Source organism: Maritimimonas sp. 2210JD6-3, from assembly GCF_056591795.1.
This window is the reverse complement of the sequence record NZ_JBWQOJ010000040.1, coordinates 1-12,732: the sequence shown is the minus strand read 5'-3', so window position 1 is coordinate 12,732 and position 12,732 is coordinate 1. Positions and strand designations below refer to the sequence as shown.

Annotated in this window: 16 protein-coding genes; 8 read left to right on the top strand and 8 right to left on the bottom strand. The window is 31.3% G+C overall.

The features are described from left to right. Position 1: 1 nt before the first annotated feature. Positions 2 to 820, bottom strand: a complete 819-nt coding sequence (locus AC1EUY_RS13705) for a DUF1853 family protein (protein ID WP_480196112.1) — start codon at positions 818 to 820, stop codon at positions 2 to 4. 52 nt (positions 821 to 872) lie between these two features. Between AC1EUY_RS13705 and AC1EUY_RS13700 the strand changes: the two genes are divergently transcribed. The 3 genes from AC1EUY_RS13700 (at position 873) to AC1EUY_RS13690 (ending at position 3,023) form a co-directional block, all read left to right on the top strand. Then, complete coding sequence (locus tag AC1EUY_RS13700) at positions 873 to 1,547, top strand: DUF2461 domain-containing protein (RefSeq protein WP_480196111.1); 675 nt, start codon at positions 873 to 875, stop codon at positions 1,545 to 1,547. 98 nt (positions 1,548 to 1,645) lie between these two features. Next, positions 1,646 to 2,299 (top strand): SatD family protein, encoded by a 654-nt coding sequence (locus AC1EUY_RS13695; protein WP_480196110.1) that lies wholly within the window; start codon positions 1,646 to 1,648, stop codon positions 2,297 to 2,299. Next, complete coding sequence (locus AC1EUY_RS13690; RefSeq protein ID WP_480196109.1) at positions 2,292 to 3,023, top strand: DUF3307 domain-containing protein; 732 nt, start codon at positions 2,292 to 2,294, stop codon at positions 3,021 to 3,023. The genes AC1EUY_RS13695 and AC1EUY_RS13690 overlap by 8 nt, the downstream gene beginning before the upstream one ends. Here AC1EUY_RS13690 and AC1EUY_RS13685 read toward each other — a convergent pair. Beyond that, complete coding sequence (locus tag AC1EUY_RS13685; protein ID WP_480196108.1) at positions 2,997 to 3,404, bottom strand: glyoxalase; 408 nt, start codon at positions 3,402 to 3,404, stop codon at positions 2,997 to 2,999. The two genes, AC1EUY_RS13690 and AC1EUY_RS13685, sit on opposite strands and share 27 nt — an antisense overlap. A 90-nt stretch (positions 3,405 to 3,494) precedes the next feature. On the opposite strand from AC1EUY_RS13685, the gene AC1EUY_RS13680 reads away from it, so the two are divergent. Then, the gene (locus tag AC1EUY_RS13680; RefSeq protein ID WP_480196107.1) at positions 3,495 to 4,385 is read left to right on the top strand and encodes a DUF72 domain-containing protein; all 891 of its coding nucleotides are present in this window, start codon (positions 3,495 to 3,497) and stop codon (positions 4,383 to 4,385) included. On the opposite strand, the gene AC1EUY_RS13675 is transcribed toward AC1EUY_RS13680, so the two are convergent. Then, positions 4,377 to 4,961 (bottom strand): dioxygenase family protein, encoded by a 585-nt coding sequence (locus tag AC1EUY_RS13675; protein WP_480196106.1) that lies wholly within the window; start codon positions 4,959 to 4,961, stop codon positions 4,377 to 4,379. The genes AC1EUY_RS13680 and AC1EUY_RS13675 overlap by 9 nt on opposite strands. Before the next feature lie 139 nt (positions 4,962 to 5,100). Between AC1EUY_RS13675 and AC1EUY_RS13670 the strand changes: the two genes are divergently transcribed. Together AC1EUY_RS13670 and AC1EUY_RS13665 are read left to right on the top strand one after the other, a co-directional pair. Further along, on the top strand, positions 5,101 to 5,493 hold the full coding sequence (locus tag AC1EUY_RS13670; protein ID WP_480196105.1) for an acyl-CoA thioesterase: 393 nt from the start codon (positions 5,101 to 5,103) through the stop codon (positions 5,491 to 5,493). Beyond that, complete coding sequence (locus AC1EUY_RS13665; protein WP_480196104.1) at positions 5,486 to 5,899, top strand: acyl-CoA thioesterase; 414 nt, start codon at positions 5,486 to 5,488, stop codon at positions 5,897 to 5,899. Before AC1EUY_RS13670 ends, AC1EUY_RS13665 begins: the two co-directional genes overlap by 8 nt. Here AC1EUY_RS13665 and AC1EUY_RS13660 read toward each other — a convergent pair. Beyond that, entirely contained in the window at positions 5,889 to 7,193 is a 1,305-nt protein-coding gene (locus AC1EUY_RS13660; protein ID WP_480196103.1) for a T9SS type A sorting domain-containing protein, read from the bottom strand. The two genes, AC1EUY_RS13665 and AC1EUY_RS13660, sit on opposite strands and share 11 nt — an antisense overlap. Before the next feature lie 8 nt (positions 7,194 to 7,201). Further along, complete coding sequence (locus tag AC1EUY_RS13655) at positions 7,202 to 8,524, bottom strand: dipeptidase (protein ID WP_480196102.1); 1,323 nt, start codon at positions 8,522 to 8,524, stop codon at positions 7,202 to 7,204. Between the two features lie 431 nt (positions 8,525 to 8,955). On the opposite strand from AC1EUY_RS13655, the gene AC1EUY_RS13650 reads away from it, so the two are divergent. Next, on the top strand, positions 8,956 to 9,381 hold the full coding sequence (locus AC1EUY_RS13650) for a hypothetical protein (protein ID WP_480196101.1): 426 nt from the start codon (positions 8,956 to 8,958) through the stop codon (positions 9,379 to 9,381). Between the two features lie 93 nt (positions 9,382 to 9,474). Next, on the top strand, positions 9,475 to 10,320 hold the full coding sequence (locus AC1EUY_RS13645; RefSeq protein ID WP_480196100.1) for a transketolase: 846 nt from the start codon (positions 9,475 to 9,477) through the stop codon (positions 10,318 to 10,320). A gap of 88 nt (positions 10,321 to 10,408) precedes the next feature. On the opposite strand, the gene AC1EUY_RS13640 is transcribed toward AC1EUY_RS13645, so the two are convergent. The 3 genes from AC1EUY_RS13640 to AC1EUY_RS13630 all read right to left on the bottom strand — a co-directional run bounded on the left by AC1EUY_RS13640 (position 10,409) and on the right by AC1EUY_RS13630 (position 12,569). Next, positions 10,409 to 11,257: an OmpA/MotB family protein gene (locus AC1EUY_RS13640; RefSeq protein WP_480196099.1), complete on the bottom strand. Its 849-nt coding sequence runs from the start codon at positions 11,255 to 11,257 to the stop codon at positions 10,409 to 10,411. Positions 11,258 to 11,424: 167 nt separating this feature from the next. Beyond that, entirely contained in the window at positions 11,425 to 12,048 is a 624-nt protein-coding gene (locus tag AC1EUY_RS13635; protein WP_480196098.1) for a trimeric intracellular cation channel family protein, read from the bottom strand. Between the two features lie 5 nt (positions 12,049 to 12,053). Continuing rightward, the gene (locus AC1EUY_RS13630) at positions 12,054 to 12,569 is read right to left on the bottom strand and encodes an SRPBCC domain-containing protein (RefSeq protein WP_480196097.1); all 516 of its coding nucleotides are present in this window, start codon (positions 12,567 to 12,569) and stop codon (positions 12,054 to 12,056) included. Positions 12,570 to 12,732 lie beyond the last annotated feature (163 nt).

Below are 12,732 nucleotides of genomic sequence, written 5' to 3'. Positions count from 1 at the left end.
GTTACCACCAAACCACAAAAAATTTAGTTAGCTCACCATTAGGTTTTTTTAACCAACACAGTGATGATGATTTTTCTATGATGAATTTTTGTAATTCCATTCGAAAATCTTCAAAGTTTAACCAAGCTACATTTACAAAAGGTTGTATCAACCAATTTAACTTTGTTGGAATATAAAATTTACAATTTCTAAATTGAACTATTTCGTTCTTGTGAATATAAAAACCCTCAATGCAATCTGTGTTTATGTTATCAAATGTTTTGTCAATATCACTTAGTGGTACATATAATTGTGCCTTAAAGTAAATTTGTTGACTTATTTCGTTCACATTTAGTTTTAAATGAGAAAGCGTTTTTTTAGTTGCTTCATGATAGAGTAGTGGTAATTGCTTTTCTTTAAGTTTGGTTAGTTTTTTTAATAAACTATCACGTCTATTAGATCCTATCCAACATTCAATTTCTGAGTTGCTTACAGTTTTATCAAACAGATAAAATTTATATACAATCTCTAAATGTATAGGTTGCCCAAATTTGGTAATGATACAATCTAATTCACCTATCGTTACTTTTTCCTTTCGAATTTGAACATTTTCTACGATACTCTGTATCGATTCATCTTGAAGTAATTGAAAGGATACGAAACGTTCAACAAGCTTTCCTAAACGTAAATTTTCGTTAATTTTTAAATTAAACTGTTTAGGTTTAACTTTCTTTATATCAAATACTTGAAATTCTTTATTATATGTATCTTCAAACAGTGACTGAGTGCTTAAAAATCCTTCGTATTGTAATTTAAGTGCTTTGTTTTTTTGATTTTTCATTACTCTTAAAAGTACAAAAAATTGTACTTTAGACTTTCTAAATTTTTGTTATATGGCAGCTACTGTTTCTAAGAATGTATTCACTTTTTTAAAAAAACTACAAAAAAATAATAACAGAGAATGGTTTACTGAGAACAAACCTACTTTTAAAGATATAGAAGCTGATGTTAAAAAATTTTACACAGAAGTACATACTGCGCTTCAAAAACATGATAATGTAGATACGTTAAAATTATTTAGAATTTACCGTGACGTTCGCTTTTCTAAAGATAAGACTCCCTACAAAACACATTTTGGGGGTTCCTTTCATCGAAAAAAGCCTCACTTACGTGGTGGGTATTATTTACATATAGCTCCTGGTGATTCTTTTATCGCTACTGGTTTTTGGCAGCCTCACAAAGATGATCTCCTTAGAATTCGTAAAGAGTTTGAACAAGACGACACCGAAATTCGTAAAATTATCTCAAATAAGAAATTTAAAACTATTTGGGGAGATTTTGTTGGCGACGAGGTAAAAACGGCTCCTAAAGGTTTTAATAAAGAGCATTCAGCAATCGATCTCATAAAGAAAAAGCAATTCATTTTTACTAAAAAATTTAGTGATACTGAAGTCACTTCTCCAGATTTCTTAAAACAAGCTGATACAGCATTTAAAGCCATAAGACCTTACTTTGATTATATGAGTGATGTATTAACGACCAACCTCAATGGTGAACCTATCGTATAATTATTATGCTACAGACTAATATTTATGTATTATTAGCCTACAGACTAATATTTATACATTATTAGCCTACAGACTAATATTTTTTATATCTTTGTTACATGCAAGAAGCTGTTATTACAGGAGATTTAATTGATTCCACAAAATATAAACCTTCGGAGTTAGATAGGATTCTTGATGTTTTAAATCAGGAATTTGAATATCTAAAAGATACATACGATGCTAATCTAAAAGTTTTTCGAGGTGATAGTTTTCAAGGAGTTGTCTTTGATGTTAGTAATGCTTTAGATGTAGTACTTTCAATAAAAACTGCCATAAATAAATTAAACATTAAAAATACTAAAGTTTCTGGTTTGCCTGACTTTCGTATTGCTATAGGCATAGGCACCATTAGTTTAAAACGCGAATCTATATTTGAATCTAACGGAGAAGCTTTCCAATTTTCAGGAAAAACCTTAGATAGCATGAAAGGTGATTATCCGCGTTTACTTATAAAAACTGGCCATGATGATTTAGATCATGAATTTAATGTTCATTTTAGCTTATTAGATAGCGTAACCAGTAAATGGAGCTTGGCCTCAGCAGAAGTAGTGTACTACCTACATAAAGGGAAGAAAGAGAAAGAAATAGCTCAAAAACTCGGAATTAATCAGTCGGCTGTTAATCATCGTAAAAAAGCAGCAAACTGGGATTCAATTGCTTTACTATTAAAACGTTACAAAGTTGCCATAACAAAACATATAAAAGATGTCTAGTAATTTTATCATAGTATTACAATTACTATTAGCTCATATTATAACAGATTTTGTACTACAGAGCAGTAAAATGGTTGCGCATAAGCAACAACTCAAAGCTAAATCATGGTATTTATACGTACACTCTTTTCTAGCTGGCTTTTTTACATATCTGTTTCTACAAGATTGGGACGGCTTTTTAGTGCCAATTGGTATTATGATATCACACTTTTTTATTGATTTATGGAAATTGAATCAGAAAAAAGACACGTTAAAAATATTTCTTTTAGATCAATTTTTTCATCTGATAATCATAGTATTATCCTATTTATATTTAACCGATAATTTCAGCAATTTTCTACCTGCTATTAAAGATTTTTTCTCTTCAAAAGTAAGTCTTGCCATAACGATAGGATATATTCTTGTAATCTACCCTGTTGGATTTATAATAGGGAAATTTACGCAACGTTGGCAAGAAGAAATTGTAGTAGAAGAGAAAGAACAAACCAGTTTAAAAAAAGCAGGACGTTATATTGGTATTTTTGAGCGCATTTTAGTACTTACTTTTGTATTATCTAGTAACTTTTCTGCAATAGGTTTTTTAATTGGAGCAAAATCAATATTACGCTTTAGTGATTCTAAGGGTGCACGAAAACAAACAGAATATGTTTTAATTGGTACACTAATGAGTTTTGCAATATGTATTGCAGTTGGCTTACTAATACGCCAATTCGTTTTCAAATAATTGTATTTGATCTTTTAGACGTTCAATTACCAGATTCATCATACGTTTATTTAAAGCCGAAGAATTTTCAATATAAAGTGCGTATTCTTCTAAAGTAAACTGCCCCATAATCATACCTTTTAACGAATTTCTAAACTTTGTATCTTTTTGAATTGCATTTTCGATATACTTATAACGTCCTTCAAGATGTAATTCATAAAATCTATTCTTTTGTTTACGAGCATAATTTTTAAACATCTCAACCAGCAAGTTGTTTTGAAGTTTAATAATGGGGCGCAAGGTTTTATTTTGAAACTGCTCATCAGAAGACATAGAAGAAGAAATTATAGCCGACGGAATTTCGGGTCGTAAATGTAAAAGATTCATGTCTCGCGAATTCATAATTGTAGAAGTTTGCTTAAATTTACTGAAAGCTATACTTGGTTATAAACAGAAAAATTATTCTTATTAACAAATTGTCAACTATTTAGCATGAAATTCGGAAGCGTAGAAAACCCCAGTTTAATTGATTTTACATTGCCTAAAGATCATCCAGAAACTAAACGATTGTTAACATCTTTAAAATCAAATAGTGAGTCAGAAGCATATGTGGGTTGCGCAAAGTGGAATAGGTCAGATCTAAAAGGTTTTTACCCAAGAGGTACCAAAGATGAACTCGAATATTATGCGACGCAGTTTAATAGTATTGAACTCAATGCGACTTTTTATCGCTTTTTCCCTCCAGAACAGTTTCAGAAATGGTATGATAAAACCCCTACAAACTTTAAGTTTTTTCCAAAACTGAATCAAGAAATAAGCCATTGGAAACGCTTGAATGATATTGCTGAATCTGTAGATAATTATTTATATGCTGCTTCAAATTTAAAAGAAAAACTGGGTACCATTTTTTTACAAATGCATACCAATTTTGCACCAAAAGACTTTGATAGGGTGATAAAATTTGCTGAAGGTTGGCCTAAAGAGATACCCTTGGCTATAGAATTTAGACATACAAGTTGGTTTAACGATGAAAAGATTGCTAAAGAACTGTATCAACTTTTAGAGGAAAATAATATTGCAAATGTGTTAGTTGACACAGCAGGCAGAAGAGATATTATGCATATGCGCCTTACCAATAATGAAGCGTTTATTCGTTATGTAGGTGCAAATCACACTAGTGACTATAATAGATTAGATGACTGGGTTGTACGATTGAAAGAATGGAGTGATTTAGGTTTAAAAAAAATACATTTTTTTGTACACCAGAATTTAGAAAAAGCTTCGCCATTACTTTCTGCACATTTTGTTAAAAATTTAAATAAAGCATTAGGTACTAATCTAATTGTTCCTAAAATGAGCAAGAAAGCTCTTACATTATTCTAAAGGATAGTTGTTAATATTAAGTCCCAAAATAATATCGCGCTTAGCAGTCATTAATTGCTTGTCTTTTTTTAAAGAGACAATCCCGCTACCACCTCTAGGTCGTTTTTTATTTTTTGTTCTTTCACTTAAATTGGGATCATCATTAAAAGTTATATCGTCAATATAGTATTCATTTTTATTTGGTTCTTTAATTGTTAAATGAATATGCTGTTCTATCGTAGTATTAGGGTAGGATGCAGGTCGAAATGTATAAAAAGTATAAACGCCCGTTTTATCTGTTTTTATCCAACCTCTAAGATAGCCATGCCGTTTTTCCCAACCTTGAGACGTCGCTTTTTTAGGATAGATGCCATTTTCATCAGTATGATAGGCATACACAATAATATCTTTTGCAGGAGTTTTACCGTCACTTTCAAAAATAGTTCCAGTAATTTTTATTTTCTGCTCAGCAGAATTAAAATCTGGTAATGTATCAATTGCATTCAAAGATTTCGTTCCATATTCATAAACAGCCTCACAGCCTTCACAAGGACCACCCACATTAGTGTAGGGATCAACCTTTTTTTGTGAATTCACGCAACTAATCGTTAATAAGCATACTATAAATAAATATCTCATTATATTTATCTCTTAATTCTCTGAATTAAAGTTACTGTTTAAATCTTTTGTAAGTAAATAAAAATCAGAAGTTTATTAAAATTTTAACACGTAAAACATGAGATTTCATACTAGGAAATGGGTAAAGCCGGAGGATTTAAATCCGAATGGAACATTGTTTGGCGGGCGCCTTTTAGCTTGGATAGATGAGGAAGCTGCACTATATACTATTATACAATTAAATAATTCGAAAATTGTTACAAAGTATATGTCAGAAATCGATTTTAAAAGTTCGGCAAAACAAGGAGATATTATTGAGATTGGTATTGAAGTAATTAAGTTTGGTAAAAGTTCTCTTGTCTTAAAATGCGAAGTGCGAAACAAAATGACTAGAGAAACTATTATTACTGTTGATAATATCATCATGGTGAATCTTGGTAATGATGGTAAACCTAAGCCACATGGTAAAACAGAGATTGAATATGTAAAAGACAGATTAATTGATGAATAGCAATAGTTCAAACAAGGTATCTTTCAGTTATTCTTTTAGTGTTCAAAAAGAACATTTAGATGAATTAAATCATGTAAATAATATTGTGTATTTACAATGGGTGCAAGAAGCATCAGAAAAGCACTGGAATACTCTAGCATCTAAAAGCATAAAAGAAACTAATGTATGGATGGCTTTACGCCATGAAATAGATTATATCAATCAGTCTTTTTTAAATGATGAGATTACCGTAGTAACTTGGATTGATGAATCAAAAGGTGTAAAATCTATAAGAATCGTAGAAATATCTACTGAAAACAAACTACTTTGTAAATGTAAAACAACGTGGGTATTATTAGATAGAGTTACGAAGAAGCCAAAGCGAATTACTGAGGCCATTTTAGCCATATTTCACCCTAATCAATAACCATTCGTTTGATATCAACTTTATTGTTGTATTTAAATTGCAAAAAGTACGTGCCAGAATCTAAATTAGAAATATCTAATTGAACTAAATTACCAATTTTCGTTACATCTGGGGTAACTTCAATACCATTTTCTGTAAATAATTTAACATCTACCAAAGCGTTTTTTACCGAAATGGTTGCCGTTCTCACCTCATTTTGATTGGGTTCTACTAGTAAAGAATCTTCTGTTTGTAATTTATTTTGGCCACTATCTGCGTCTAAATAATCTGGTATGCCATCGTTATCAGTATCAACGGCATCATCGGGTACACCATCTCCATTAGGGTCTGGCTGTTCATCCTTCGTTAAAATACCATCATTATCATCATCTTCATCCATAAAGTTTGGATTGTCGTCGTTATCTGTGTTCAGTAACGGAGAAATTAATAAACCACTATCTTCAGCAGTTTCGAGCTTATTGAACAATCCGTTAACTCCAAAATTTACTAAAGAGCTTATTATTTTACCTTTTGTATTTCCATCAATTAATCTATGACCAGATTCAAACATGTCGAAAATACCATCTCCATCAGTGTCATAATCGAGATGATTAGGAATACCATCATTATCAAAATCAAAAAAACTTTCTACACTGTTATTTTGATCTCCTATATCAAAATTATTGTCATTATCATCTAAATAAACAGGCGTACCATCATTGTCAAAATCATCATCTGGATTTACGGTATTTGATTCATTTATATCAGGTATGCCGTCATTATCATCATCTAAGTCATTGATATCATATATATTATCTTTATCAAAATCTGAAGGCACGGGAACAATATCATCAACTATTATCTCATCATCATCTAGCAGTTCATCTTCATAATCATCAGTATCAAAACCACTTTCTGGGTCACTATTAGGATCATTAATATCTGATGAAACGATTTCTGCTTTATTTAGATATTCACCTGTAGAAAGTACTTTGGCTTTAAAATGGAAATATTTATTTGAGTATGCAGGTATTTCAATTTGTGACCAACTTATTCTATTGCCAGAAAGTACACCACCTTCCGTAAGTATCTCAATATCTCCATAGCCATTAGAAAATTCATTTACTACAGTTACTCCTGTAGCATCACTATATCCCGCATTATTAATAATTATGGTGAATTTTACTATAGAACGAACATTGGGGTTTTTATTTTCAATCAGCATATCGATATTTAAATCTGCCGACTGAGCCTGACTATTACTTGCAATTCCTAATATAAAAAGTAATAAAAATGTTTGTTGTAAGATTTTCATGTAGCAATTTAAATAGAGGATTCTTGAGCTTGTATTTGTTTTGCTACTTCTTGTGCTTTATCTAACACTCTTAAGAGATTACCACTCCAAAGTTTTTCAATCTGTTGTTTAGTATATCCACGTTTTACTAATTCTAGTGTAACATTAAAAGTTTTTGAGGCATCTTCCCATCCTTCAATACCACCACCTCCATCAAAGTCGGAACTTATTCCTACATGATCAATTCCAATAAGCTTAACCATATAATCAATATGATCTACTAAATCTGATACATTTACGGCAGGAGGTAGGCTTTTCATGTTTTTTGCTTTCTTCTTAACGATACCAACCATTTCTATATATTTTTCTATATAAGTTTCACGTTCTGAATTAGGAAGTGCCATAATATCTTTTCTTTCTAGCCACTTATATCCTAAAGAATCCATTACTTTTTTTTCTAGCTCTTTAATTTCTTCATTTCTCAATTCATATTTTTTGGTATTCAAGTAAGAAGTAAAAGCAACTGTTTGAACAACACCACCATTCTCTTTAATTGCTAAAAGCTGTTCGTCATCTAAATTTCTACTATGGTTACACAAGGCTCTAGCCGATGAGTGTGAAGCAATTACAGGTGCTTTCGACAGTTTAATCATTTCTAAATTAGCTTTTTTAGATGGATGTGATAAATCAATTAGCATACCATACTTATTCATTTCTGACACAACTTTGCGACCTAAGTCACTTAGACCATCATGCAACCATATACTATCTTTTTCGCCTGTATTAGAATCGCTTAGTTGACTATGCCCATTATGCGCTAATGACATATAGCGTGCACCTAAATCATAGAATTTTTTAACATTAGAAATGTCTTGTCCAATCGGGTATCCGTTTTCAATACCAATCATAGCTACTTTTTTTCCTGTTTTACTAATTCTACGCACATCATCAGGTGTAAGTGCCAATTCAATATCATTGGGAGCTAATTCTTTAGTCAATTTATGAATTGCATTAAATTTAGATATCGCATTATCATATGCTTTTTTATAGCCCATATCAGATAAAGTATCCTGTCCTGTATATACGATAAACCAAGCTACATCGAGACCTCCCTCTTTCATTTTAGGCAAATTGACCTGATTATCTAATCGTTGCGTGTAATTTATAGAGTCTGTAAAATTTTTAATATTAATGTCGCAATGTGTATCAAGAGTAATTACATCTTCATGAATTTTACGTGCTTTTTTAATTAATTCTGATTCATTTATTTCTTTAGAAGCCACTTTTTTTTGTGAGTTATCACATGAAATAAAAACTAATAAAGTACAAAAGAAGAAACTTATTTTTTTCATAATAGCATTTGTAGATATTCAGTAAATATAAGAAAGAAATAAAAATGGCTTTGAAATATTTCAAGCCATTTTTATTTTATCTTCATTTGTATATTTTATATGACTTCTTTATCAATATTTTAAAATATTTAAAGCATAGCTATAGTTAAGATTCAAAGTCTAGTGCCGTTATAGCACCCTCTTGATTAAGGTGCGGTACAACATATCGTTTATCGAAACACTCATTGAAATTTACATCATAAGAGGAGTGTATGTATTTAAGAATAATAAAATGTAAAGAAGATGCGTTGGTAAATCATTTTAATGCTACATATATCATTAGAATTAGTCCTTTAGTTGTAATAAATCAATGTTAATAACATGTTATCTATTTTTTAGATGAATAACCACTTGAAATAAACAGGTTTTTTAGCTTTACAAAAAATACTATTATGCGAATATTTTGTTTCGGAGTTGTTATTATATTTTTTTTAGTAAGCTCGTGTATTGAAAGAGGAAAGCCTTCAGAAGATAGTAAACCTAAAACAGAAAATGGTACAAGTAAACAAGGAAAATTAGCACATTATACATGTCCTAATGGTCATGCAGGTTCAGACAAACAGGGAAAGTGTACTGAATGCGATGCTGTCTTACAACATAATCAAGCTTATCATGGACTAAATATTCCTAAAGAAGGTATAAAAGACCCATTTAATACGAATAATACGACCAATACTTCGTCCTCAACCCCAGCACAAAATAAATATGGTGATTATCATTATATATGTCCGAATGGTCACGCGGGCGGAGCAGCCACAAACGAAAATTGCAAAGTGTGCGATACTAAATTGACGCACAATCAATTATATCATAAGTAATCTGTTAATAACTAGAAAATAAGTTCTATTAAGATATTTGTATCAAGATTGAAATAACTTATTTTTGCGCATCAATTAATTTAGAAAAAAAATATGTCAAAAGTTCAACAATTAGAAGATTTTTCAACACAAGTAAGACGTGATATTTTACGGATGGTGCATGCTGTAAATTCTGGCCACCCAGGCGGTTCTTTAGGGTGTACAGAGTTTTTTACAGTTTTATATCAGGATCTAATGGAGTATTCTACTGATTTTTCTATGGATGGAATAGGAGAGGACTTATTTTTCTTATCGAACGGACATATTTCACCAGTGTATTATAGTGTATTGGCCAGAAGTGGATTTTTCCCTGTATCTGAGTTAGCGACATTTAGACATATAAATTCAAGATTACAAGGGCACCCAACGACTCATGAACATTTGCCAGGTGTAAGAATCGCTTCAGGTTCTTTAGGACAAGGCATGTCTGTAGCCATAGGTGCTGCTGAAGCAAAAAAGTTAAATAATGATACTAAAACAGTGTACTCATTACATGGAGATGGTGAATTGCAAGAAGGTCAAATTTGGGAAGCGTTAATGTATGCAGCTGGTAAAAAAATAGACAATCTAATCTCGACTATTGATTATAACGGACAACAAATAGATGGTTCAACTGATGATGTAATGCCACTTGGAGATTTAAAAGCCAAATTAGTAGCGTTTGGTTGGGACGTGCTAGAAATACAAAATGGTAATGATGTTGCCTCAATTATCGAAGGAATGAGAGATGCAAAATCAAGAACCAGAAAAGGTAAACCTGTTGCGGTGTTGTTACATACGGTTATGGGCAATGGTGTTGATTTTATGATGCATACACATGCTTGGCATGGTAAAGCACCTAATGATGAACAATTAGCAATTGGCTTGGCTCAAAACAAAGAAACGTTAGGAGATTATTAAATAATTCTCTTGTAAGGACCTAAATGAAATTCTATAAAAAAAGACCGAACTTAAATTCGGTCTTTTTTATTCTATTTATTTTCAAATACTATTCACCTGTAGCAGCAAGTTGTTGATCACTCATTAAAGCAAAGAATTTATCAATATTTGGTAAAATCACGATACGTGTACGTCGATTTCTAGCTCTATTTTCTTTGGTTTCATTATCTACTAAAGGTTGAAAAGAACTTCTCCCTGAAGCAATTAATTTTTCAGGAGCTATCTCAAATTTATTTTGAAGCCTTCTAACAACCGAAGTAGCTCTTAATACACTTAAATCCCAATTATCTGCAACACGTGCAGTATTAATGGTTCTCGCATCTGTATGACCTTCTACCATTAGGTCTAGACTTTCTTCAGAATTTACAAGATCAGCAATTTTTTGTAGAATATGATCTGCTTTATCACTTATTCTAAAACTTGCCGTGTTAAATAACAATTTATCAGAAATTGAAATCATTACAACGGTTTCGTTAATATTAATAGCGATATCATCACTTTCATCCAAATCACTAGCAGCCATTGTCTTTCTTAGGTTGTAGGCAACAGCTAAGTTCATAGAATCCTTTAAGGTTTTAGCTCCGTTAGTAGCTTCAGGATCCATCTTAGCAATTGTAGCTCTCATTTGATTTTTGGCATCGTTCGAAATCACCATACCATTGGCATTGGTTAATTTAGAATCGTTTTCTTCTTTTAATGCATTTATTTTAGCATTATAAGCTTCAACTCTCGCCTCAATTACAGCAAACTTCTGTTCTAATTCTTCTTTTGCAATTGATGTTTTGTGTAATTCTCCTTTCAGATTATCTCTATCTAATTCTAGTGCGGCGTATTTCTTTTTTGAAACACATGACAAAGCTAGTACAGAGATCATCAATAAGATTGATACTTTTTTCATGGAATTTAATTTTTATCGTTGTAATTTGATTTGAGACCGCAAGTAAAAACAACAATCTAAAGAGTTTCTAAAGTCTTCTAACAGAATATAGATTTGCTTATTCAGAATAAGATAAAAAACACATTGATAATTACGTAAAAAAGTATTGAAAAGAATTCGTTATTTTGTTATTTTTCAGCTTTATAGTAAAAATTTGGTAGTGATAACTTGTATTTTACTGCTACCAACCGTACTACAATAATTATAAGTATGGTAAGTGTATAAATGGTATTCATGTTAATTTGTAACCGATCGAGTAACATATAGGTAATAGCTCCTATAATACATGCACTTGCATATATTTCTTTTCTAAATATTACTGGAATCTCATTACATAATATATCTCGAATTACGCCTCCAAAAGTAGCTGTAATGGTACCTAAAGCAATTGAGATTATTGGATGTAGCGCTAGTTGAATACCCATTTCTGTTCCAACAATGGTGAAAATTCCTAAACCAATTGTATCAAATAAGAATAGTGATTTACTCAAATAAGCAATTTGTTTTCTAATAACAATTGAGATTATACACGCAGCTGCAATGGTATAGATATAGTTAAGATCTTGCATCCATCCAACAGGGGTCCTTCCTATTAAAATATCTCGTAATGTTCCGCCACCTACAGCGGTAACAAAGGCAATTATAAAAATACCAAAAGGATCAAGACGTTTTTCAAGTGCTATTAATGTGCCAGAAATTGCAAAGGCAGCTGTACCTAAAAGGTCAAAAGTATAAAATAAGCTTTCAAACACGGCACTTACATATTTACAAATTCATAACCAGCTAGACCAAGATCTCTTAGATCAATTTCTGTTTCGTTTAAGAGAATACCATGTTCAAGATATGCTTTTAAATTTGCCAACCAAAAAGTCCACCCATTACTACAACCGTAAAATATTTCTAGTTTACTTTTATCATCTAACGGAATTCTAGATTGGGTAAGTGATACTAAAACATGATCATTATCTTTTTCTTCAAAAGTTACAAGTACTTCACAGACTCTTGCAAATGAAAATCGTATGAACTCATTTTCTTTGACATCAAGTACTTGTCCTTTTTCTTCACCATCCCAGTTATGCCACCTCCAAGTGTAGTTGTCACCAGCTTGTAGAAGTTCTTTGCTAGCAATTCTTTTTTCATTTCTAACATAAGCTGCTTCTTTTAGAAACCACCTTGTAATACCTTGCTCGGTGCTCCATAAACTGAATAATTTTGTAGCATCAGCTTTGATGTATATTCTTTTCGTAAAGGAATCCCAACTAAGTTTTTCCATAATTACTTATTTATTTTACTTTTTGTATGCTCGATTCCCAATACTATCCAATATGGCAAATTTCGTTCATTTTGTGATTCTACATATATAAACTCTTTCATGGGTTTTTTAGTAAAATTCATAGGTTTTAATACGATACTAATTTCTCTCTGATCTTATTAGC

Bases quoted from the DNA above. Each gene is read 5' to 3' on its own strand.
- AC1EUY_RS13670 (WP_480196105.1), top strand. From the start codon at position 5,101: ATGAGATTTCATACTAGGAAATGGGTAAAGCCGGAGGATTTAAATCCG.
- AC1EUY_RS13665 (WP_480196104.1), top strand. From the start codon at position 5,486: ATGAATAGCAATAGTTCAAACAAGGTATCTTTCAGTTATTCTTTTAGT.
- AC1EUY_RS13660 (WP_480196103.1), bottom strand. From the start codon at position 7,193: ATGAAAATCTTACAACAAACATTTTTATTACTTTTTATATTAGGAATT.
- AC1EUY_RS13645 (WP_480196100.1), top strand. From the start codon at position 9,475: ATGTCAAAAGTTCAACAATTAGAAGATTTTTCAACACAAGTAAGACGT.
- AC1EUY_RS13685 (WP_480196108.1), bottom strand. From the start codon at position 3,404: ATGAATTCGCGAGACATGAATCTTTTACATTTACGACCCGAAATTCCG.
- AC1EUY_RS13650 (WP_480196101.1), top strand. From the start codon at position 8,956: ATGCGAATATTTTGTTTCGGAGTTGTTATTATATTTTTTTTAGTAAGC.
- AC1EUY_RS13680 (WP_480196107.1), top strand. From the start codon at position 3,495: ATGAAATTCGGAAGCGTAGAAAACCCCAGTTTAATTGATTTTACATTG.
- AC1EUY_RS13695 (WP_480196110.1), top strand. From the start codon at position 1,646: ATGCAAGAAGCTGTTATTACAGGAGATTTAATTGATTCCACAAAATAT.
- AC1EUY_RS13655 (WP_480196102.1), bottom strand. From the start codon at position 8,524: ATGAAAAAAATAAGTTTCTTCTTTTGTACTTTATTAGTTTTTATTTCA.
- AC1EUY_RS13700 (WP_480196111.1), top strand. From the start codon at position 873: ATGGCAGCTACTGTTTCTAAGAATGTATTCACTTTTTTAAAAAAACTA.
- AC1EUY_RS13690 (WP_480196109.1), top strand. From the start codon at position 2,292: ATGTCTAGTAATTTTATCATAGTATTACAATTACTATTAGCTCATATT.
- AC1EUY_RS13630 (WP_480196097.1), bottom strand. From the start codon at position 12,569: ATGGAAAAACTTAGTTGGGATTCCTTTACGAAAAGAATATACATCAAA.
- AC1EUY_RS13705 (WP_480196112.1), bottom strand. From the start codon at position 820: ATGAAAAATCAAAAAAACAAAGCACTTAAATTACAATACGAAGGATTT.
- AC1EUY_RS13640 (WP_480196099.1), bottom strand. From the start codon at position 11,257: ATGAAAAAAGTATCAATCTTATTGATGATCTCTGTACTAGCTTTGTCA.